Below are 22,891 nucleotides of genomic sequence, written 5' to 3' on the forward strand. Positions count from 1 at the left end.
CGATTGATCTTTTTATTATAAGTATAGTTCTCATCATCTGAAGAAAGTATGCATGGAATTTCTGAAAAACCTAAATCCTTGCTTTCCAACTGCACAAAAGACTTGGGGGAATATTCAAAAGTTAGGAGGACAGTTTATATTTCGTTATGGGGCAACCTTTATTGATGATTATTATAATCTCATATATCAATTAACTGCCGTAGATGCTTTTAACCAAGATTTGGTCAAAGGAGTTGTGGCATATATTGAAGAGTTTGAGGGTGCGAAAGACACATTGATCAAACTCTTAGAGATTGATACGAGTAATAAGAAGAACGAAGAGGCAATTTTCCAAGTCAAAAGAGGTAAAGTTACCAAAAATGTTCATTTACTAAAAAATGAATCTTTAAGTAAGGTTGATCAAAACTTTGGTAGTTTAACCATTGATAACTTAAATAAAACTACCGTGGTTTTATCTAATGGATTAGAGCTTAAAAAAAGGATGTTATTGATCCATATTCCTACAATGAAACGTTACAGGAAAAGATGATTCGTAAAGCCATAAAGAATCATTTTGAAATGGAAAAGGATTTACTAACTCGTTTTTCTGCTCGGATTAAACCTTTAAGCCTATTCTTTATTGACAATATTGAAAGCTATCGAGGTAAAGACGGTGAAAAAGGTACCTTAACTTTATTTATTGAAGCTGAAATCAGACAACACGTTACTCAGCTTTTGAAAACTGAAAAACATCAAGCTTATCGAGAATATTTAGAGAATACTTTGAAAGATATTTCTCAATCACACGGTGGATATTTTTCTCAAGATAACTCAGAGAAGGATGAAAAAATCGAGAAAGAGATTGAAGAAATTTTGCATGATAAAGAAACTTTACTCAGTTTAAGTAATCCCCGTCGTTTCATTTTTTCAAAATGGACACTACGTGAAGGTTGGGACAATCCGAATGTATTCCAGATTTGTAAATTGCGTTCCAGTGGTGGTAAAACGAGTAAGTTGCAGGAAGTGGGTCGTGGCTTGCGTTTACCAGTAAATGAGTTTATGCAGCGTGTTAAAAATGAAAACTTTCAATTGCATTATTATGTTGATTTTACTGAAAAAGATTTTGTCAAAGAATTGATTGATGATATCAATAGTAAATCGCTGGTTGCATTTGTTGAAGCTAAACTAACTGATGAGCTAATTGCTCAAATTTTGGATAAATATTCAAATAAGTTTAACGGTGAAGAAGCTCTATTAGAGTACTTAGATGAACTTGATTGCATTAAACGAAATAATGATTTCAAGGAAGGCGGTTTAGTGAAGTTAAAACAGGAGTTTCCTTTAGTTTTTGCTCAAGGCTTAAAGGCAAATAAAGTACGTAATGCTGGAGATAAGAAGCAGAAAGCAACTATGCGTATTGCTAAGTATGATGAGCTAAAAGAGTTGTGGGAAACCCTTAACCGTAAAGTGATCTTGGAATATAAAATTGATTCAGAAAAGCAATTCCATGTTTTGCTCAAGGGCTACTTTGAGGCTAATTTAGATAGCTTTAAAAAGTCAGGAAGTTTTACTAAAAAGCATACTTTAATCATCGAAAATAATTTAGCTTCACAGCAGATCGAACGTTCTATACATGAAGAAATTTTACCAATTCAGACAATGAATTACGGCGAGTTTTTGCATGAGTTAGCAATTTCTCTGAAAGTTAATCGTAATACATTGTATCAAGTTTTTATTGAGTTATTACAAAATAAAGAAAAACATTTGAATATAAATCAATATTTAAGCCAAAGTACGATTCGCTCAATTCGTAGTGGATTTAATGACTATTTACTTAAGCAATCTTTTCATAGTTATCAGATCGGTTTAACTGATGTTTCTAATACTGTGCATCCAACTGTGTTTACAGATGAACAGGGCAAACCTTTAGAGGAGATTGAAAGTGCGAATCTAGGTCGGATAAGTGAAACTTTAAATATTGCGGATAATTATTTATTTAATGAGCTATTTTACGACTCACCACTTGAAAAAGAAAATATCTGTGAAAAAGTTTCTGAAGTATCTGTATTCACTAAGATTCCCAAGAACTCCATTCGTATTCCTATAGCAGGTGGTGGAACTTATTCACCAGACTTTGCATATATTGTTGAATTCGAAAGTGGAAAGAAAACTTTGAATTTACTAATTGAGACGAAGGATAAAGCCAGTTATACGTTATCTGAAGAAGAGCAGCGCAAGATTAAACATGCTGAACTTTTATTTAAGAATGTAAGAGATGATGTTGAAGTTATTTTCAAAACTCAATTTGAAAGTACAAAAGTGATTGAAATTATTCAAAATGCCATTGGTGAACAGTTGAACTGAGATTATAGTAGAGTTGATTTTATAATAACTAGAGGGAATACATGAAGTTAGTTCATATCATTGATACAGATCAAAATATGTGGATTGATGTTGATGTATTCTTTCAACAATCTGAAATGGAGCTTACCCAATGGCGCACACAAATAAGGGAACGATATCAACGCGATAAAACTGATCCTCATTTCACTTGCTCTTGGTGTCAATCACCTGTAACTCTTGCTAGACGTGCAGATCACATGCAGTTCAATGCTTCGGCAACATTCTTTTTTAGACATATTCCTGAGCTAGAAAATAATCCAAACTTCAAGTGTCCTGTAAAGCATATTAAACAGCTATCAGATGAAGAAAAAACTGTTTTAAAGTATCAAATTGCCAAAGAAACTCAGCAACATAAATTGTTGAAAGACAATATTTACAAGAGCCTTCAAGTGGATAAGTCCTTTAGTGACATTCATATTGAGCAAGTTCGTAAAAGCATTGACCTAAAGCAATGGCGGAGACCAGATGTATCAGCATTTTACAAGAAGCAATTAGTTGTTTTTGAGGGGCAACTTTCTACAACTTTTTTAAATGTAATCATTGATCGTAAGATTTTCTATCAGGATAACAATGCTTGTTTACTATGGATTTTCAATCATTTTGAGCCAACTGAAAAAGCAAAAAAGCAGTCAATCCAAGATATTTACTACAACAACAATGCAAATGCTTTCGTAGTGAATGCTTCTACAGTTGCTCAGTCTATTAAAACAAAAGTCTTTACATTAGAGTGCCATTATCTGAAGCCTGAAATTCAGAATAATCAGATCATTAATAAGTGGAATACTGAATTAGTTGAATTCCAGAGTTTGGTTCATAATAAGTCTACAAAGCAAATATACTTTTTTGATTATGAAGCAGAATATCGAAAGCTAAAGCAAAAATTAGGCTTACAACGAAACTATTTACAAGAAAGTAATAATCAAAAAGATAAGCTAAAAGTTAAAAAATACCTTGAGTCACTGGAACAAATAGATCTTGAACCTAAAGTTCCATCAAAGACTAAATCTGAATTATTGACAGAGTTTACTGAGTTATGGATAAAAACTCATTATCTTACCGATAGTCAATTCAACTTTCAGTGGTTCTCTATTCGCGAAGAGCTTGAGCTAATGGGTATTAGTACTCCTAAATATCTCTTACATGCACCCTATAAAACAGTAATTAACTCAATTTTGAGTGCAAAATTTGGTTATGCTGTAGGTAATAATATTAATGAAATGGTAAGTGTTGCTCATAACTTAATGGAGCATCATCCCGCTTACATAAAGCATTTCATGCTTACTTTAAAAGTAACTGGTAAACCCAATTTATTGAACGAGAGAGATAGCTCGGGTAAATGGAAAGAACGTTATAAAAAATATACCCAACAGCCTGAAGAAACTAAGATATATAAGCATGATCTAAATCTATTTATTGAATTCTTAGTCCCCGAGTTTGAAGGACGTTTAATTTTTTGGGGTGAAAGTAGTGAGCCTTATCCTCAAATACCAATTGATGGAGTATACGAGGACCAATTGGTTGTACGGTAGATTTTAGGTGCAGGCTTCTTCATCTGGAAATTATATTGCTGAAGAAGCCGTTATGAATAGGTTTGTGCAACAAAGCCGTATGAAGTTCTAAAAGTATTTATAATTAAAGGCTTATCCGATTGACATTTTTGTAAATGAATAAGCCTTTATTGATAGCTTGATAGATGTAACTTTAAAAACTGTACTTTAAACTAGCGCCAATTGTACGTGGTTCTGCAGCAGACGCCGTGTATCCGCCATTCCCCGAATTAACCAATCCTAAGAAATAGTGTTCATCGAGAATGTTTTTCGCCCAAATGGACACGTCAATTGTATTATCACCCTGCGGAAAGCGTAAGCCAGAAACAAGATTTAATACCCCATAGCTCGGTATTTTTGAATATATAGAGTTATTGGCATCGGCATAGGTCTCTGAACGCCAACTATAATTAATTAAACTATAATGCTCTGCATTTGCAAATACTTCATGTTGATGTTGAAGTGCAAGATGGGCTGTCCAACGTGGTGCGCCATTGACATGATTGCCTGAAATATCTCGCGAACCTTTCCCATAACCACTGTCAGTAGTTCCACCTACACCATTAAAAGTTTCAAATGGTGTGGGTGCAGTCCCTGAGTCAAACTTAGCATCAGTGTAAGCTGTATTAAAATTCACTGAAAACTGGCGATTTAATTGAGCCTTTAACTCCAACTCTATACCTTTACTGGTTAAATCACCGACATTTGTCAATAAATTAAGGTACTGATTATCAATGGCGATTGTGGTAACAGATTGATAATCTTTAACTTTGGTCAAAAATCCATTAATGTTGATAAACAAACGATTATCTAACAACGAGTTTTTTAGACCAATTTCAATATTTCTGACTTTTTCTGGATTAACATTTAAGGCTGAATTTCCTAGAACAGCTGCTGGAGTAGCTACGCTATTTAGGTTATATCCACCTGATTTCTCACCAGTAGATACAGTGACATAGCTGAGAATGTCAGAATTAAACTGATAACTTGCAGTGATTAAACCCGCCAAACTATGATCTGATCTGTGTAGATGACCAGTATCATAGGTCCTAAAGAGGGGACTTAAAACTGAGTAAATAATGGGTTGAATATTCGCCTGTTGTATTTGACCCGATTTTCTTTCAGAAGTAAATCGAAGACCTGTGGTTAAATCAAATTTTGGCATCACATGCCATGTAGATTGCCCAAAAATGGCATAGCTATCTGTTTTAGAATGGCCTAACCCAGAAAGATATGCATTATTGGGTAATGAGGTAGTAGCAGCAAGAGCATGAGTGCCTGTCTTATAGGAATTGTGATTGTTAATGTCTTGATAATAATAATATGCACCAAGAACGTAATCGAATATTTGGCTTGTAGGTGAGGTCAGGCGAACTTCTTGTGAAAACTGGTTTTGATCTACATTAAAACCACCAGTAACACCATTTAGGCGTGTGAAATCTAGGTCATTTTTAGGTTTGAAATTCCAGTCACGCCAAGCTGTGATAGATGTCAATTTTAAACCATTCTCAAATTGCCAGTTTAATTCAGCTGAGACAGCACTTTGCTTGATTTTTGATTGCTGAGCAGCATCAAAATCGACTGCGAAATCCTTAGGACTACGTTTAATATTTTTTGCCCCCAACAGCGTAACTCTATCAGCATAAGTTGTTGCATTGGAACCTGGCACACCAAAAGGTAAATAACTTTTTGCATTCCCAGTTGGATTCCACGGCCCGAAACTGTAGGGAATGAGAGAGCCAGTACTTGAATCTTCTTGATTATGCTCAGCAATCACACGTAGACTCAGTTGATCATCTGGCTGGTATAATAACTGTCCACGTAAGCCAGATCGATTAATCTCATTAAGATCTTTGCCTGTATAAGTGTTTTTCACCCAACCATCATCGTGAGTAGTATAGGCTGAAAGACGAACGGCGACATCGTCTGACATTGGCTGATTAAGCATAGCTTTAACCTGATGGTAACCTCGTTCACCCATGGAAAGCTCGACTCGTTTTTCTGGATGAAATACGGGTTTTTTAGAACTAATGTTCAATACGCCAGCAGTTGTATTTTTTCCAAATAGAGTGCCTTGTGGGCCACGCAATAAATCAATTTGTTCAATATCGAGTAGATCAAAAACAGCTTGTCCTGGAAGGCCTAAATAGACATTATCCAAATAAATACCGACACTGCTTTCCAATCCTTCGTTGGAAGTATTATTCCCTATACCTCGAATCGCTACACTTGATTGTCGTGCATGAATAAACTGGGAGGTAAAATTAGTTAAGAGCTGTTGCAAGTCTTGTACTTGATAAATTTTTGCTTCTTCAAGCTCATTGCCTTTAATTACCGTAACGGTTGCAGGGACTTTTTGTTCTTCTTCTGCGCGACGACGCACGTTAACTACAATCGTCTCAAGTTTTGAAAGATCATTTGCAGTAGTTTTTTCAGGTGATCTTTCAGTTGTTGATATCGCTAAGTTTGGTGCGACATCTTGTGCATAAACACAATGTGAAATAGCGGCAATCGCAAAAGTTAAACTGTTAAGTATGAAAGACCTAGAAACTTTGTTTATTGTATGTTTAAGCAATAGATGGTCTTGCATATTTCCCTCATTGTGTTGATTATCATGGTGATTCCAAGGAGACACATTCATTACAGTTACATAAAATAGACTGTGTTAGCACAGTAGGTTTGCTGTGTCCCTACGAAGCAAACATATAGTAATCATGATTTAAAATAAAGTCTTGAATTTTCGATAATTCTATCTTTATGCGAATCTGGAAATTTTTGTTGTTCAATCAGTTTTAACATGGCTTTATCTCCCGCTTCTTTATAGACAGGACAATAGGTGGCAGAAACACTGAGTTCGTCTAATGCCCGCCATTGATATACATCCGCTTCAACAAATAAAATATCATCAGGTTGCGGAATCGCAATCGCTTGCATCGCGAAATAACACGCTAAATCATACATTTTATTCAGTCGATAATAGCGTGCCAATTCATATAATGGCTCTGCTCGTCGTTGCCGTACAATCCATGTTTGCAAATAAGCGGTGAACACCTGTTCAGCTGGAAAATTTAAGCGTTGCGCCATTCGTGCTGCCCATAATTGAGCAACCCAGCGTTCTTCTTCCCATCCACCTGATTGGGCACGTTGGTGGTAGGTTTGATAGGCTAACTCAAATAGTTCAGCATCACGGTAGCTTTGGGCTAAATAAAATTGATAGCGCAAATTGTCAGGTTCATCATTTAAACCTTGTTTTAAAAGTTCAATATCTTTTAGATAAGTCTTAGGGTCTTTGCCTCGTGCTCCTTCATCATGCCGTGAAATCACATAAATTCCTGAAATCTGATGCCATTGGTGTGGGGTAGGTGAATCTAAATACTCGTGTAGGACTCCTTTCCAGTACCAGTTCAATTTGGTAGAAACCAAAGCATTACGTTGATAACTTAAGCTCCCGTGTAAAAAGGTAAAGTAATAAGCTAACTCGTTCAAATTTCCCAAACTGACACCATGATCAATCATTAATGTTTCATCTGCATCAATAAAAAGAAGATAATCTGCATGAGGTAAGGTGTCGGTGAGAGCCAGTTGTAACGCTTCGGTACGATTATGTCCAAAATTTTTCCATGGACGTTCAAATAACTGACCGGGTATGGCTTGCATATAGTTCTGAATAATTGTTTGTGTGCCATCAGTAGAGCCTGTATCGACAATAACCCAAGAATCTATGTAGGGTTTGACTGATTCTAAACATCTTAAAATAGCATTTGCTTCGTTTTTAACGATCATATTCAAACGAATATGAGGAGTCGCGGTATTGTGATCTGTGGTCATGAGTGATGTGTTCATCTTCTTCTTAAATTGACTTAATAACGCTGATGAGCGTCTTACCTGATTGGGAATTGATATTCATCTGTGCTTGAATTTTTTCTGTGCGTAACCGCATATTATTTAAACCCACACTAATATTTGTTACTTTAAGGATATCAATATCAAATCCAATGCCGTTATCTTCAATTTCTAGAATTAAGTGTTGTGATGCTGAAAAATACAATTTAACAATCACATGTGTTGCATGGCTATGTTTTATAATATTATTCAGAGCTTCTTCTGCTACTCGTTGAAGTGTTAGGCATTCTAATTGTGTGGGAGGAGTTAACCATTCTGCTGCAAAGATCCATTCAGAATGAATGCCCAGTTCGTCTAATATTTGGCTGAATCGATGACGTAGAGGCGCACCCCATAATATTGGTGTTGAAGGTGGAGTCGCTCCTAAGCTAGAACTACTGTCAATCACCTGACGTAGATCATCACGAAATATTTTTAACATAGACAAAATTTGTTGATTGTTTAGGTTTTTTTTACTATTTGAAATTATATTCATCGACTGGGCTAAGGAATGCCCTAATGTGTTGTGCATGTCTTGCGACAAATGCAAACGTTCTTGTAGTTTGGTATTTTCTATTTCCAACTGTTGTACTTTAAAAACATCTTTTACGTTACTGGCGATAATGAGTGCTGAAAAAATTATAGAAAACATGAGCACAAAAAATTGTAAAATAAACCAACTAGAGTTATGGGTAAAATAATGATCAAAATTGGCATTGAATAAAAATTTTAAGTTTAAAATTGCTTTAGTGATCATCAGTGTACAGACCATAATAAATGTAAGTCTTAACCATTGATCAATTGGATGCTGTGGTTTTAATTTTAAGATTGTCGGTAATTGATGAGAGAAAACTAATGCCGTAGCAAGTCCAACTAAAACCACACGTCTATCGAGATTATTTTCCATAAAGGAATAATAAAATAGACCTACTTCCATCAATACAAGCGTGAATAGGCAAAGTGTCCATGAGATTTGTCGCTTCAATCGCAGGCTAATCGATTGTACTAATGCAATAAATGTAAACACATACATAAAGCCGAGCAACATAGACCACTGATGAAAATGAGTTGGAATAATTAAACTTTGTGTAAGTAGCACACTTCCTGCTGAAAACAGGGCAAAACCAAGCCAAAGAACCGATAAACATTGACGTTGCTTGGTCCAAAAAAAAGTAGTAATTAAACTCAAGCCGATTAAGAAAATTGGAATCAAGAGAATAAATTGATGATTAGGATAATTATCCATAGCATCATCCGTTAAAATAAACCGAGTGAATGCGCAATTTTGATGGCTTTGGAACGACTATTAACCGCAAGTTTGCCATAGATATTGCGTAAATGTGATTCGATGGTATGCCGTGAAAGACCTAATGCTGTTGCAATATCCTGATTGTTCATGCCCTGTACGACATATTCCAAAATTTCTAGCTCACGCTGAGTAAGTGTTTCAGTCGAATTGCCTAGAGGTTGGGGCTTTTTGATTACCGTTGATAAAATGAGTTGTGCCATAAAAGGGTCAATCGGAGTAGCACCTTTGAGCAATTGTTTTATCGACAAACTGACTTCAAAATCATCACGCTCTTTAAGTAAATAGCCTGTTGCACCAGCTTGAATAGCTTTAAGAATGGCTTCTCGTGTGCTCCATGCAGAAATGACCAAGATAGGAGCAGTAGCATGTTGCTGTCGAAATTTATCAATAAATTTTGTTCCGTTTCCATCAGGTAAACCTAAATCGACTAAAGCAAATTCAAATTTTTCTTTTTTAATCAATGTCAACGCTTGATGTAAGGTATCTGCAAAAAATAGATTTTGAGATTGATAGCCAATAGAGATCAGCAGGTTTTTCAGACGTTCCTGAATAATCGGTTCATCTTCAATAATGAGCACAGGAACAGGTAGAGTTAACATTTGATCTGTCATGATACTGACCTTATCGTGGTGGTCCTGCTATGATCATATCGATTTATCAAAAGTTATACATCCTTGAATTCAGGTATTTACAGGGATTTTCGCTTTAAAATTTGAAATACAGTTTTTCCTTTTTTTGAAAAGATATGCATTTCAGTATTAATGATTTGTAAACGATGTTTAATACTGCGTAAACCTATACCATGACTGTGCTTAAACACAAATTCGGGATCAAAACCAATGCCGTCATCCTCAATATCTAAAATAAATTGATAAATACTAGAATGATATAGATGAATACGGACTTTTTTTGCTCGGCTATGCTTAATGATGTTGGTAAATAGTTCTTCGATGACACGTTGCAATGTCAACAACTCTTCATTGGAAGGTTGAATAAGCCAGTTCTCTGAAAGCTGCCAAATGGACGAAATCCCCAACTCCAAAAAAATCACCTCAAAACGTTCTCGAATAGGTAATGACCACTGTGTAGGTGATAACACAGCCTCAAAAGGTGTATCTATAGATTCATGGGTCGTGACTTTAGATAAATCTGTTTTTAACTGCTCAAATAACAATAAGAATTGTTGATTGTTCATACTGTGCGTATGGTGAGTTAATTGACTTATCGAGCGAACCAGCGTACTACCAACAATATCGTGCAAATCATGCGAAAACTGAATGTGTTGCTGAGTCCTAATGTGTTGAAGATTAGGCTGTTGAGCATCTAGAATTTTACGAAAATTCAAAATCAATAACAAAGCGACAAATAACAATGTAAAACTTAAAATCGCCAATTGAGATATAAACCAGTGCGAAATAGACCCAAAATTCATAGGGTTATATTCTGCTTTATAGATAAATGTAGCGAGTCCAATACTACGAAAAACAAAGATTAACAGGGTAAAAGAAAAAACAATGTGTAAACTACGTGCATACCAGCCATGGTGAGATAAACGCAATATAAATGGAAATTTATGTAATAGAATCAGTGATGTGCCAAGGGCCACACTAAGCATTCGCGCATAAATGGAATCATATATAAATGAAAAATAAAGACAGCTCATTTCTACGCCTAGCAGAACAACTAGGCAAAATCTTATAGAAACTTGATAGTTAAAAAAACTTAATATGGCCTGGGTGAGTGCAATATAGGTGGTTAGATAAAGCACAGCTAAATAATAATGATGATATACCAGATTTTCGATTGGAATCAGGCTTTGAATAAGTAAGGCACTTCCATTACATACAAGAGAAAGCGCTAACCAAAAAATTGAAACGAGATACCGAAATTTCCACCATAAAACACTTAATCCAATACCTATCCCAAGCAAGAGTAAAGGTACAAACAATATATAAAAATCGGATGTCGACTGAAGCATAGCTGTCAAATCTTACTTAGAAAGGTATAAGTCAATTTAGCCGTATAGTCACATAGGTAATATTTACGTCTAAGAAAACTATAAAGCATCAGCATAGAATTTTATACGAAATATCAAAGCCTCTTGCATTTTTTTGAGCTTATTCATTAGTTTCAATGATTCCAAAACAAAAAAAGTATTCTCTAATGAAAGTAGAGATAAGTCGTTATCTTGAAAATAAAAATTCGTTTAGGGAGAAAGTATATGCTACGAGAAGCATTTTTAGGTGAAATCTGTATGGTTGCATTTCATTTTGTGCCACAAGGCTGGATGTTTTGTGATGGACGACTGTTAAATGTACAGGAACATTCGTCTTTATATAATTTATTAGGTAATACATATGGCGGTGAGAAAGATAAAACATTTGCATTACCCGATTTACGAGGGCGCATGCCAATCTGTGCAGGAGAGCGATTAACTGATAAACAATCTTTTTCTCTTGCTCAAAAAGGAGGCAGTGCGTCGGTTCGTTTAGATGCCCGCAATCTGCCAACGCATCAACATAAATTAAATGAGCAAAAAATTAAAGCCAATCTATCTCTGACTCCTCTAGCTAGTCAGGAAATGGGAGATACACCCGATCCTAGCAATGCAGTTTGGGCACATACAACTGGCGAGACTATTTATAGCACGAACACGTCGGGGTTAAAAAATATGCGTCCTATTCAAGCAAGTATCGAAACGGAACTTTCTGGAATGACTGCTATGGAGGGTTCTGGTTTAGCATTTGATGTAACCAATCCCTATTTAAGTCTAAATTTTATTATTTGCGTCCATGGAACTTATCCACCTATGCCATAAGTTTAATTTAAAAATCAACTTTGGGTATATTATCTTGCTACTACGGCTGAACTTAAGACTATTGATGCGATAGAGAATGAGAAAACTTCGCAAATTTAATTTAAGCGGTTAGTGTGTTTTATGTCCTTGAAAGCAACTCTTCTTGAAAAAAAAGAAGAGTTTTTTTGTTTACTCATTATTTTCAGTGATTCCAAAGCCTAAAAAATGTTTTGTAATGTTTTGCGAGTATCGTCGCACTTTTAGGGGAATATTGTGAATCATATCTTTAAAAAAATATGGAATAAGACTTTAGGACGAATTGTTGTCGTGTCAGAACACGCCAAAAGTAGTGGGAAATCAGAACAAATCACTATGCCGAGCGCAGAAAGTCAAAAACTTGAGTATTTAGTTGCTCCTACTTTTAATTTAAAGCCAATAGCGGTTGCTGTGTCGCTTTGTTTAGGTGGATTAAGTAGCCAAAATGTGATGGCTGAAGCCATTATCAAATGTGATTATATCAATGGTGCAAACACATTTATAAGTAATGTTATTGTAAGTAATGCAACAGGTATAGACACAGCAACGCCATCAGAGACTAGAGGTGATCTGATTTGTGCTACCAATCCTGTAAGTACGGCATTTAACTTGGATGCAAATACTGCAAGCATTAATCAGGATATGGCAGTTACCATTTCTACCGATACTTTAAGAGTGGGGGCAGGTGGTATTGATTCCAAAGGTGCTGTGAATGGACCAGCAACAAACAAAGAAATCTCATTTAATAACAATAAACTGACAAATATACTTGCAGGTACACAAGATAAAGATGCAGTCAACTTTGCTCAATTAAATGCATTAGTGGGGGTGTTAGGCGGCAGTTTTAATGCTTCGGGTGTTTATACAGCACCTACCTACTCAATTCAAGGCTCAGACTATACGACTGTCGGGACTGCTTTTACTGCGGTAAATTCCAAGTTAAATGATCTCCAAACTCAAATTAATCATTTACCGTCAGGTGGTGGCACGGGGCTAGATGGTAAGAGTGCATATGAAATAGCTCAAGATAATGGTTTCCTAGGAACAGAAACAGAGTGGCTTGCTTCTTTAAAGGGAGCTAAGGGAGATACAGGTGCAGTAGGGGCAACTGGAGCTAAAGGTGACACGGGTGCAGTAGGTGCAACTGGAGCTAAAGGTGATACGGGTGCAGTAGGCGCAACTGGAGCTAAAGGTGACACGGGTGCAGTAGGCGCGACTGGAGCTAAAGGTGATACGGGTGCAGTAGGTGCAACTGGAGCTAAAGGCGATACGGGTGCAGTAGGTGCAACTGGAGCTAAAGGTGATACGGGTGCAGTAGGCGCGACTGGAGCTAAAGGTGATACGGGTGCTGATGGTGCCAAGGGCGATACAGGAGCCAAAGGTGACACGGGTGCAGTAGGTGCAACTGGAGCTAAAGGTGATACGGGTGCAGTAGGTGCAACTGGAGCTAAAGGTGACACGGGTGCAGTAGGCGCGACTGGAGCTAAAGGTGATACGGGTGCTGATGGTGCCAAAGGCGATACTGGAGCTAAAGGTGACACGGGTGCTAATGGTGCCAAGGGCGATACAGGAGCAGTAGGCGCAACTGGAGCTAAAGGCGATACGGGTGCAGTAGGCGCGACTGGAGCTAAAGGTGATACGGGTGCAGTAGGTGCAACTGGAGCTAAAGGCGATACAGGTGCAACTGGAGCTAAAGGCGATACAGGTGCAACTGGAGCTAAAGGCGATACGGGTGCAGTAGGCGCGACTGGAGCTAAAGGTGATACGGGTGCTGATGGTGCCAAAGGCGATACTGGAGCTAAAGGTGACACGGGTGCAGTAGGTGCAACTGGAGCTAAAGGTGACACGGGTGCAGTAGGCGCGACTGGAGCTAAAGGTGATACGGGTGCTGATGGTGCCAAGGGCGATACAGGAGCCAAAGGCGATACAGGAGCAGTAGGCGCAACTGGAGCTAAAGGTGATACGGGTGCTGATGGTGCAACTGGAGCTAAAGGCGATACAGGTGCAGTAGGTGCAACTGGAGCTAAAGGCGATACGGGTGCAACTGGAGCTAAAGGCGATACGGGTGCTGATGGTGCCAAAGGCGATACTGGAGCTAAAGGTGACACGGGTGCAGTAGGTGCAACTGGAGCTAAAGGTGACACGGGTGCAGTAGGTGCAACTGGAGCTAAAGGTGATACGGGTGCAGTAGGCGCAACTGGAGCTAAAGGTGACACGGGTGCAGTAGGCGCGACTGGAGCTAAAGGTGATACGGGTGCTGATGGTGCCAAAGGCGATACTGGAGCTAAAGGTGACACGGGTGCAGTAGGTGCAACTGGAGCTAAAGGTGACACGGGTGCAGTAGGCGCGACTGGAGCTAAAGGTGATACGGGTGCTGATGGTGCCAAGGGCGATACAGGAGCCAAAGGCGATACAGGAGCAGTAGGCGCAACTGGAGCTAAAGGTGATACGGGTGCTGATGGTGCAACTGGAGCTAAAGGCGATACAGGTGCAGTAGGTGCAACTGGAGCTAAAGGCGATACGGGTGCAACTGGAGCTAAAGGCGATACGGGTGCAGTAGGTGCAACTGGAGCTAAAGGTGATACGGGTGCAGTAGGCGCGACTGGAGCTAAAGGTGATACGGGTGCTGATGGTGCCAAGGGCGATACAGGAGCCAAAGGTGACACGGGTGCAGTAGGTGCAACTGGAGCTAAAGGTGATACGGGTGCAGTAGGCGCAACTGGAGCTAAAGGTGACACGGGTGCAGTAGGCGCGACTGGAGCTAAAGGTGATACGGGTGCTGATGGTGCCAAAGGCGATACAGGAGCCAAAGGTGACACGGGTGCAGTAGGTGCAACTGGAGCTAAAGGCGATACGGGTGCAGTAGGCGCGACTGGAGCTAAAGGTGATACGGGTGCTGATGGTGCCAAAGGCGATACTGGAGCTAAAGGTGATACAGGTGCTACTGGTGAAAAAGGCGATACTGGAGCTAAGGGTGATACAGGAGCTACTGGTAAGAGTGCATTTGAGATTGCAAAAGAAAATGGCTTTTTGGGCACAGAGGCAGAATGGTCAAATTCAATAAGTAATTCATATATCCAAATTCAATCAAATACACCAAAAATTGAACCAAAAGCAGAAGCGACTGGTCAAGATGCAATTGCAATTGGAGCAAATACTTCTGCACAAGGTGATCAATCGATTAGCATTGGTGTGGGTAACCAAGTGACAGGAGATCGCTCTGGGGCAATAGGTGATCCAAGTTATATTAATGCAGATGACAGTTACGCCATTGGTAATAACAATACAATTAATGGCGATGGTAAAACCTTTGTTCTTGGAAATAATGTCAATACTTCGGCTCAAAATGCTGTTGTATTGGGTAATGATTCGGCATCAAATCGAGACAATACAGTATCTGTGGGTGCTACGGAGAAGGAGCGTCAAATTATTCACGTTGCCGCTGGTACTGAAGATACTGATGCGGTTAATCTGAAACAAATGAAAGATGCCGATACTCAAGTACTGAATGATGCAAAATCTTATGCTGATTCAGGAGATAAAGCGACTTTAATTAACGCTAAAACATACACAAATGAGCGAGAAGTTTCGATCCGTAATGATTTTGCTTTAGCAGATAAGACAGTATTGAATGATGCAAAAGCTCATGCAGATGCGGGAAATAAAGTTGCTTTAGAAAGTGCGAAGACCTATACAAATGAACGTGAGGTTGTGATACGTCAAGAGTATAAATCTGCCGATGCTCAAGTTTTATCTGAAGCCAAAAGCTATGCTGATACGAAGTTTACAGATTTAGAAAATGAGTTTCGTGATGTCTCAAATCGTTTAGCACACAATATGGAGAAAAATAGAGAGATTGCCGCAGAAGGGATTGCAGGGATTGCAGCTATGAGCAATATTCCAACGCCAGCTGTACAAGGGACGACAAGTGTCGGTCTGGGTGTAGGTAATTATGATAGTAAGTCGGCCCTAGCTATTGGTGCAAGTCACTACTTTGAAAATGGAGTTGCCATTAAAGGCTCTTTCTCAAGTGGATTAAATAGTGGCAAGAATACAGCAGTTGGTGCAGGTGTATCTTATTCATGGAAATGATATTAAAGACTAAAAGACGTTAACTTTGAAAGCTTTAATTCGATTTGTGTAATCCAGCCTTTCAAGTATGAGGTATCTTTAAAATGAAGCTGCCTCATATTGATTTGTGTTTATCTTAGCTGAGGGAGTAGCCATCACAAATGGCTGCTTTACATCTAATTTCAATTTCGCTAATTTATGGATGAATTATCTGAATTCGTAATATAGAGTTACAAAGAAAATGTAACTCTATTTTGACACCAATACTATTTAAATATTTGATTGTAAAAATAAAATAGTACGTTGACATCGTAGAGGCCTCCAGTTCGAGTCTGGATATACCTACCAAAATTCACTGTGAAAACAGTATATTAAAGCCCAATCAAAAAGTGGGCTTTTTTATTTTAGGAGACTTTTCGGGGTGTTTTTGGGGAACTCCGTTCGGTTTTAATGTGAATAAGTACAATAAATCGCCGTATTTTGAACTTAAAAAATCATCTAAAACTGACGCGTCGCGGCTTCGGTTCTTCATGTCCTTGTAGGTAGTGATCTGTCATTTTTTCAGTCGCATGACCAGCATAAGCTTTGGGTATTTCGATGGACTAAAAAGATACCTTAAAACAAACTCTGATTAACTTGTTTAAACTTAGTTATTTAGCATGGAAATACGATAAGGTGATTTTTGGGCAAGATATTAGACTCTTTGTCGCTATTGAGATACCAGCAATCTTCTTGTCTATAGCTTCTTCTATTGGAGCTGTTTAAATTGTAAGAGGAATTGAATAATTATAAATATCTTAACTTGGCCTTGTACAAAGGCTACGGCATATTTCTACTATAGTGAGCGGAGTTATAAAGAGTTCACTAAGTTTTTAAAAGCTTGTTGACGCAAGCTTTTTTTTGTAGTGGGTACAATTAGGTAACGATTTTTATAATTTGTTTGAATATTTTCAAAAGGTTTCCCCCTTAGATGTTTATAGAATTTAAAGATTTGAAGAAGAAAAGAAATATTGCTCTTATAAGTGTATTTTTACTTATATATTCGGGAGTACATTTTATGATTAATAGTAAGAATAATGTTCAGCGTGTTGAGTCTGTAATATATACCGATGATGCGATAAGAAGAGAGTATGGCAAAGTTACAGACTATAGTATTAGATCGGTTGGCAGTCCAAGTAAAGATGAATCCACACAACCTATATACTTTTATAAAGTTAAAATAACAGGTGAGAAGAATTATGGTGTTGTTAAACTATTAATTAACGAAGATAAGAATAATGGAAAGCCTGTTTATAGCATGGAGATACAAGACATTGGGTCAACTAATTTTTGTATAAGGATTGGAAATAATTAATTTTACAAAAAAATTTTTTAACATCGGATTCTTTTAGAGTTGAAAAAATAGATACTTTTTCAACTTGAGTTAAGTTTTTAGCTTAGTGAAAAATCACAGCTAGAAACTTCTGTGCAAATCAAATTAAAATCAGATTTAGTGTGAAATAAAAGTGATAATTATCAAAATATTACGGAATAAAATAATTGATTGATACTTAAATTGTAGGTACTTTCTATATCAGGTTAGACGGGTTTATACATCGCCTAACTGGGCAAACGACTGACACTCGGAAAGACGAGAAATACCAAAACGCTCACAGTAATGTGAGCGTTTTTAATGCTCTGAGAAATGTCATGTGTAAGCAATATCAGGGCACCTTTATTCATTTGTTCTTCTGATCACATCTCATAAGTTTGATAAACAGCACTAACATGAAAAGATCGCGCAAGAAACCTGAGTATCTACTTACAAAATGGACAACTGATCAAGACTGCTTTTTGATCGAAAATAGTGAATTACCAATAGACGAGCTAATTAAACATCTTGGTTTTGATGAAGAAGAAATACTAAGTAGAAAAGAGATTCTTGGACTCACTAGAAGACAAAGACAAATGCGTAAATATCTAACAAATTAGATACGAGTGTTTCTGATTGTTAAATGATTAAAAAATAAACAATACCTCAGACCTCCTTCGGGAGGTCTATATTATGAATTTAAAAGCCGCCGAAAAGCGGTTTTTTATTGCCCAAAGGAAAGCAAAAATGAACATCGAACAATATTTTAATGAATTAATTAAACGTGAAGATGGCTATCTAAATAATCCCACTGATCGTGGAGGAGCGACTAAGTTTGGGATCACTGAAGGGCCGCACGTGCAAGTGGCTTCAAAGCTGACATGCCATGTCTGCCATCAAGTGTGGCCAAAGACATATATCGAAACAATACAGGATTACGCTATGATTTGATCAAGTCAATTTGATTAGTAACGCCGTGGCTGAAGAGTTACTGGATACAGGTGTCAACTGTGGGACTGGCTTTGCCAAACCATTACTGCAACATGCTTTAAATCTTTTAAACAATCAAGGTAAAGGCGGATGGCCAGATTTAGTAGTTGATGGGATTTATGGTCCAGCCACTTTAAATGCTCTCAAAACCTATATGGTCAAATGCGGTAAAGATGATGAAAAGGTTTTAGTGCGAGTGCTGAACATCATGCAAGGGCAACGCTATATCGAAATATGCGAACGTAATCCTACACAGGAGCAATTTTTCTATGGCTGGATCAATAATCGAATCGCATAAAAAAAAGTTAATCATTGCAAACGCTTATATCATTGATTGTGAGTGTTTTAATTTTTGTGCATAAACTCAGGGTGTTCAGCACATACGATCAATAACAATCTTCATGTTGGAGTTTGTGTAAAAGCCCTCATAAGAGGGCTTGGTTCACAGGTTGATTTTTAGAAACGTACCTTAACTATTCTTATCCTTTTCAGATAACCAATCATTTTGTTCAATTTTTTCTGCAGCTTTCCAACTTGGTAATGAACTCAAATGTTCGACATAGCTTCTGATATGTGGGAATTTTTCGCCTTGTTTCATATGGTGAATTAATCCGTGAAGGGCAAATCCCATCATAAAATCGGCGCCAGTTAAACGATCGCCCACCAAAAATAATTTATCTTTTAAAAAATCATTTAAATAACCAAAAACTTTATCAAACTCGATTTGAGTATAGTTTTCTAGAAATACTAATTTTGTGCCGTGTTTAGTTTCTATCTGATTAAACGTTTTTAATAAAAATGGCACCATCGCAGAGCTTTCTGCGAAGTGGATCCATTGTAGGTAATCTGCATAACTAGCGTCATTTGTATCTGGTGCTAGATGTGGTGCAAGTCTTTGAATCAGTAACTCTACGATAGCTCCTGATTCCGCAATAACTTTACCTTGCCATTCAATCACAGGAGATTTTCCTAGAGGATGCATGTTTTTTAGTGACTCAGGTGCCAAATGAGTAACTTTGTCACGGTAATAGCGTTGCAATTCATACGGTTGTTTGATTTCTTCAAGTAACCACAAAATGCGGAAAGAGCGTGATTGGTCTAAGTGATGTAATGTAATCATGAAGTTTCCTGTCTTAAAAAATTTTATGGGAAATTTCCCAAAATTTTACGGTTTCCAATATACCCTCAAGTCAATTGATAGTGCTGTTTATCTATTTATAAATAGCAACCAACTGGTATAGAAAATGTGAATAATCAGATGTTCTTCAACGTTTGGATTTGTAAGTCAGGACAGAGTGATACTTTGCTAAAAAGCTTAGCAATTCTAGAGTCTGAAACTCTGTAAGTTTCAATATTCTTCTTGGGTTGAAAAAATAAAAATTTAATTTTTATAAAAATCATATATTTAGAAATAATCCTTATTTTAAATACAAAGGAGGATGAGTAGGTAGAACATCTTTGTAAAGCTTTTGAACTATATCTCAATCGCAAATATAAAGTTATAAAAGATAAAATATTTTATAGATTTAAAGAACATGCCATTTAATTAATCTATTAATTGAAAATAACTATGATTATGCTGGGTTAAAATTGCAAAGCATTTAACTCTGGATTTTGTCATTTTATGCTACTTGACTGAGACTGGTGTTGGTGATAATTTAATCAATAAGGAAGTCATATACTATTTAGGATTAAAGAGAAATCTTTCCTAAATGAACAAAGATATGACAACCTGAATACACAGCTAACAACGAACGAAACAATTTTGATTGTTTTTAAAAATGTTCAAGGTTGTAGAAAAGCCCGTTAATCGGGCTTTTTTAATGCCAATTTTTTAAAAGAAAATCTAAGCTATATTTTGGAACAAAAATTAGAGTAGCAATAGGGGATTGTGGTGCTGATATTGATTATTTTAGTCTTTACCATTGGTTTGGTTTTCTTAATCTTATTAGCGAAGAAAGCTAAGCCTATACAGGATAATGCTGATTATAGTCATTCATATTCTTCAACAACTTCCGCATCTAATTCATATCAGGAACATGACGATCGGCATTCTGATGAATGTCGTTCTAGTGATGAATCAAATTCGGATTCTAACAGTTGTGATAGTAGTAACCATGATTAAAAAACTCGTACCTCAGAGGGAGAGATACGAGTTAAACTTCGACTTATGGTAGGTCAAACCAAATCATTTGGGCATCTTCAAGCCCCTTGATTGTTGCAGTCTCATCAAACAATAAAGCATCGCCAGCTTTTACATGATGATCAGCAATCATAACTTCACCAGAAACCACGTGAACATAGTTCACTTTTTTCGTTGCTGTGATTTCTAATTGTTGATCTTTCTCAAGTACAGCTGTTTTTACTTCAGCATTTTGACGAATCAACATTGGTGCAGATTCATCGCCTGCGATTAGATGCCATTGGTTAGGGTGATCCTTTGGGTTGAGCTGAATTTGCTGATAAGTCGGTGCAGCATCTTGAACATTTGGTTGAATCCAAATCTGTAATAGATGCACTGCTTTATCATGCTTATTCATTTCACTATGGGTTACACCTGTACCCGCACTCATTAATTGCCATTCACCTGCATTAATTTGACCTTCATTACCCATACTATCTTTATGAGAAATGGTGCCATCAAGTACACAGGTTAGAATTTCCATATTGTCATGCGGATGCGTACCAAAACCATTATGTGCTGCAATCGTATCGTCATTAATTACACGTAATGCACTCACACCCATATATTTCGGATTGTACCAGCTACCAAATGAGAAACTATGGTAAGTATCTAACCAGCCAGCTTTTACATGACCGCGATTTTCACTACGATGTAGATAAGCATTCATCTTTCATCTCCTAATTCTTATGTTTTGCTTGATAGTAATAATATCGATTCATAATGGTTATAAATAGTCTTTAATTGCGACATATTGTTCTATTTATGGAATGATTTTTTATTAATGATTTTTATTGAGCTATTAAAAAAGGCTGAATATTATATTCAGCCTTTTCTGTAAGATGATTTTACTTATCAGTCACTTACTTTGATTTGCTTTCCAATTGAGGAATTGCAGAACCCTGACCAACAGCAAGTAAACCTGTTTCAGTGTAGATACCAAGTTTTGCACGAGTATCGGTAATGTCGAGGTTACGCATCGTTAACTGACCGATACGATCCATTGGTGTAAACATTGAATCACCTTTCTCCATTGTTAAACGCTCAGCTTCATAAGTGAGGTTAGGAGATTCGGTATTCATAATCGTGTAATCATTACCACGACGTAATTCTAAAGTGACAGTACCAGTAATCGCTTTAGCTACCCAACGTTGTGCTGTTTCACGAAGCATAAGCGCTTGAGAATCGAACCAACGACCTTGGTAAAGTAGACGACCTAAACGTAAACCATTGATACGATATTGTTCAATCGTGTCTTCGTTATGAATACCTGTAACTAAGCGCTCATAAGCGATATGCAATAGAGCCATACCAGGCGCTTCATAAATACCACGAGATTTTGCTTCGATGATACGGTTTTCAATTTGGTCAGACATACCAAGACCATGACGACCACCGATACGGTTAGCTTCTAAGATCAGCTCAACAGGATCTTCAATACGCTGGCCATTTAATGCAACAGGGAAACCTTCTTCAAAAGTAATTGATACTTCTTCTGCATCAATTTTTACATCTTCTTTCCAGAAAGCAACGCCCATAATTGGGTCTACGATTTTGATACCTGCATTGAGGTATTCTAAATCCTTAGCTTCGTGAGTAGCACCCAACATATTAGAGTCAGTTGAATACGCTTTTTCCTTTGACATTTTATAGTCAAAACCGTTGTCGATGAGGAACTGTGACATTTCCGCACGACCGCCTAACTCATCAATAAAGGTTTGGTCTAACCACGGTTTGTAGATTTTTAGAGCTGGATTGGTCAATAAACCATAACGATAGAAACGTTCAATATCGTTACCTTTATAAGTAGAACCATCACCCCAGATGTTCACATCATCTTCTTTCATTGCTGTCACAAGCATAGTACCTGTTACTGCACGACCTAAAGGTGTTGTGTTGAAATAAGGTACACCGCCAGTGCTAATATGAAAGGCACCACATTGAATTGCAGCAATACCTTCAAGAGCAAGTTGTAAACGACAATCGATTAATCGAGCTTTGACTGCACCGTATTGTTCAGCTTTCTTTGGAATAGCATCATAGTCATCTTCATCAGGTTGACCTAAGTTTGCTGTATAAGCATAAGGTTCCGCACCTTTTTGCTTCATCCACAATAAAGCTGCTGAAGTATCGAGACCACCAGAAAAGGCAATCCCAACTTTTTTGCCTACAGGTACGTGCTGCAAGATAGTTGCATTATCAGTCATTGCTTGTCCTAACGTTTATTAGTAAAGACCCCGAATAGGTGGTCTTGAGAATAAAAAATCGGAGCTATTGTAACACTTTTCATTGAGCTTGTTTTCCCGAAAGAAAAAACTAAGCAGAAAAATTATGTGCGCTTTCA

The 22,891-nt window shown here is 37.4% G+C and carries 15 protein-coding genes and 1 pseudogene; 8 read left to right on the forward strand and 8 right to left on the reverse strand.

Annotation, left to right across the window (positions count from 1 at the left end):
- The first annotated feature begins 52 nt into the window (after positions 1 to 52).
- The 3 genes from H2677_RS16000 to H2677_RS06040 are packed head-to-tail and all read left to right on the forward strand — an operon-like array spanning position 53 to position 3,911.
- Positions 53 to 529 carry a hypothetical protein gene (locus tag H2677_RS16000; RefSeq protein WP_228301665.1) on the forward strand — a complete coding sequence of 159 codons (477 nt, stop codon included), beginning with the start codon at positions 53 to 55 and terminating at the stop codon, positions 527 to 529.
- The gene (locus H2677_RS06035) at positions 526 to 2,343 is read left to right on the forward strand and encodes a type III restriction-modification system endonuclease (RefSeq protein WP_235702181.1); all 1,818 of its coding nucleotides are present in this window, start codon (positions 526 to 528) and stop codon (positions 2,341 to 2,343) included. Before H2677_RS16000 ends, H2677_RS06035 begins: the two co-directional genes overlap by 4 nt.
- A 41-nt stretch (positions 2,344 to 2,384) precedes the next feature.
- On the forward strand, positions 2,385 to 3,911 hold the full coding sequence (locus tag H2677_RS06040; RefSeq protein ID WP_212639370.1) for a DUF6035 family protein: 1,527 nt from the start codon (positions 2,385 to 2,387) through the stop codon (positions 3,909 to 3,911).
- 172 nt (positions 3,912 to 4,083) lie between these two features.
- On the opposite strand, the gene H2677_RS06045 is transcribed toward H2677_RS06040, so the two are convergent.
- The 5 genes from H2677_RS06045 to H2677_RS06065 all read right to left on the reverse strand — a co-directional run bounded on the left by H2677_RS06045 (position 4,084) and on the right by H2677_RS06065 (position 10,735).
- Positions 4,084 to 6,570 carry a TonB-dependent receptor gene (locus H2677_RS06045; RefSeq protein WP_228301666.1) on the reverse strand — a complete coding sequence of 829 codons (2,487 nt, stop codon included), beginning with the start codon at positions 6,568 to 6,570 and terminating at the stop codon, positions 4,084 to 4,086.
- 71 nt (positions 6,571 to 6,641) lie between these two features.
- Positions 6,642 to 7,772, reverse strand: coding sequence for a tetratricopeptide repeat-containing glycosyltransferase (locus H2677_RS06050; RefSeq protein WP_228301667.1), 1,131 nt, complete (start codon positions 7,770 to 7,772; stop codon positions 6,642 to 6,644).
- Positions 7,773 to 7,779: 7 nt separating this feature from the next.
- Positions 7,780 to 9,057, reverse strand: coding sequence for a sensor histidine kinase (locus tag H2677_RS06055; RefSeq protein ID WP_212639371.1), 1,278 nt, complete (start codon positions 9,055 to 9,057; stop codon positions 7,780 to 7,782).
- A gap of 11 nt (positions 9,058 to 9,068) precedes the next feature.
- Complete coding sequence (locus H2677_RS06060) at positions 9,069 to 9,731, reverse strand: response regulator transcription factor (RefSeq protein ID WP_212639372.1); 663 nt, start codon at positions 9,729 to 9,731, stop codon at positions 9,069 to 9,071.
- A 77-nt stretch (positions 9,732 to 9,808) separates the two neighbouring features.
- Positions 9,809 to 10,735 carry a sensor histidine kinase gene (locus H2677_RS06065; protein WP_212639373.1) on the reverse strand — a complete coding sequence of 309 codons (927 nt, stop codon included), beginning with the start codon at positions 10,733 to 10,735 and terminating at the stop codon, positions 9,809 to 9,811.
- Positions 10,736 to 11,341: 606 nt separating this feature from the next.
- Here H2677_RS06065 and H2677_RS06070 point away from each other — a divergent pair.
- The 5 genes and pseudogenes from H2677_RS06070 (at position 11,342) to H2677_RS06085 (ending at position 18,663) form a co-directional block, all read left to right on the forward strand.
- A complete protein-coding gene (locus H2677_RS06070) occupies positions 11,342 to 11,938 on the forward strand; it encodes a phage tail protein (RefSeq protein WP_212639374.1) in 597 nt (198 codons plus the stop codon).
- A gap of 252 nt (positions 11,939 to 12,190) precedes the next feature.
- Entirely contained in the window at positions 12,191 to 16,045 is a 3,855-nt protein-coding gene (locus H2677_RS06075) for an ESPR-type extended signal peptide-containing protein (RefSeq protein ID WP_212639375.1), read from the forward strand.
- Between the two features lie 949 nt (positions 16,046 to 16,994).
- The gene (locus H2677_RS06080; protein WP_228301668.1) at positions 16,995 to 17,378 is read left to right on the forward strand and encodes a hypothetical protein; all 384 of its coding nucleotides are present in this window, start codon (positions 16,995 to 16,997) and stop codon (positions 17,376 to 17,378) included.
- A 413-nt stretch (positions 17,379 to 17,791) separates the two neighbouring features.
- Complete coding sequence (locus H2677_RS16005) at positions 17,792 to 17,995, forward strand: acyl-CoA thioesterase (RefSeq protein WP_099948427.1); 204 nt, start codon at positions 17,792 to 17,794, stop codon at positions 17,993 to 17,995.
- A 127-nt stretch (positions 17,996 to 18,122) separates the two neighbouring features.
- Positions 18,123 to 18,663: pseudogene (locus H2677_RS06085) on the forward strand (glycoside hydrolase family 108 protein).
- 171 nt (positions 18,664 to 18,834) lie between these two features.
- Here the strand turns inward: H2677_RS06085 and H2677_RS06090 are convergent.
- From H2677_RS06090 to argG, 3 genes are all read right to left on the reverse strand, one after another.
- Positions 18,835 to 19,485, reverse strand: coding sequence for a glutathione S-transferase family protein (locus tag H2677_RS06090; RefSeq protein ID WP_004953412.1), 651 nt, complete (start codon positions 19,483 to 19,485; stop codon positions 18,835 to 18,837).
- 1,048 nt (positions 19,486 to 20,533) lie between these two features.
- On the reverse strand, positions 20,534 to 21,217 hold the full coding sequence (locus H2677_RS06095; RefSeq protein WP_004953417.1) for a pirin family protein: 684 nt from the start codon (positions 21,215 to 21,217) through the stop codon (positions 20,534 to 20,536).
- Positions 21,218 to 21,410: 193 nt separating this feature from the next.
- Positions 21,411 to 22,754 (reverse strand): argininosuccinate synthase, encoded by a 1,344-nt coding sequence (argG, locus tag H2677_RS06100; RefSeq protein ID WP_004913003.1) that lies wholly within the window; start codon positions 22,752 to 22,754, stop codon positions 21,411 to 21,413.
- Between the last annotated feature and the right edge of the window lie 137 nt (positions 22,755 to 22,891).

This window comes from Acinetobacter junii, from assembly GCF_018336855.1.
GTDB classification, from domain to species: domain Bacteria; phylum Pseudomonadota; class Gammaproteobacteria; order Pseudomonadales; family Moraxellaceae; genus Acinetobacter; species Acinetobacter junii.

Bases quoted from the DNA above. Each gene is read 5' to 3' on its own strand.
- H2677_RS16000 (WP_228301665.1), top strand. From the start codon at position 53: ATGGAATTTCTGAAAAACCTAAATCCTTGCTTTCCAACTGCACAAAAG.
- H2677_RS06060 (WP_212639372.1), bottom strand. From the start codon at position 9,731: ATGACAGATCAAATGTTAACTCTACCTGTTCCTGTGCTCATTATTGAA.
- H2677_RS06090 (WP_004953412.1), bottom strand. From the start codon at position 19,485: ATGATTACATTACATCACTTAGACCAATCACGCTCTTTCCGCATTTTG.
- H2677_RS06045 (WP_228301666.1), bottom strand. From the start codon at position 6,570: ATGAATGTGTCTCCTTGGAATCACCATGATAATCAACACAATGAGGGA.
- H2677_RS06080 (WP_228301668.1), top strand. From the start codon at position 16,995: ATGTTTATAGAATTTAAAGATTTGAAGAAGAAAAGAAATATTGCTCTT.
- H2677_RS06070 (WP_212639374.1), top strand. From the start codon at position 11,342: ATGCTACGAGAAGCATTTTTAGGTGAAATCTGTATGGTTGCATTTCAT.
- H2677_RS06095 (WP_004953417.1), bottom strand. From the start codon at position 21,217: ATGAATGCTTATCTACATCGTAGTGAAAATCGCGGTCATGTAAAAGCT.
- H2677_RS06050 (WP_228301667.1), bottom strand. From the start codon at position 7,772: ATGAACACATCACTCATGACCACAGATCACAATACCGCGACTCCTCAT.
- H2677_RS16005 (WP_099948427.1), top strand. From the start codon at position 17,792: ATGAAAAGATCGCGCAAGAAACCTGAGTATCTACTTACAAAATGGACA.
- H2677_RS06055 (WP_212639371.1), bottom strand. From the start codon at position 9,057: ATGGATAATTATCCTAATCATCAATTTATTCTCTTGATTCCAATTTTC.
- argG (WP_004913003.1), bottom strand. From the start codon at position 22,754: ATGACTGATAATGCAACTATCTTGCAGCACGTACCTGTAGGCAAAAAA.
- H2677_RS06035 (WP_235702181.1), top strand. From the start codon at position 526: ATGATTCGTAAAGCCATAAAGAATCATTTTGAAATGGAAAAGGATTTA.
- H2677_RS06065 (WP_212639373.1), bottom strand. From the start codon at position 10,735: ATGCTTAGTGTGGCCCTTGGCACATCACTGATTCTATTACATAAATTT.
- H2677_RS06040 (WP_212639370.1), top strand. From the start codon at position 2,385: ATGAAGTTAGTTCATATCATTGATACAGATCAAAATATGTGGATTGAT.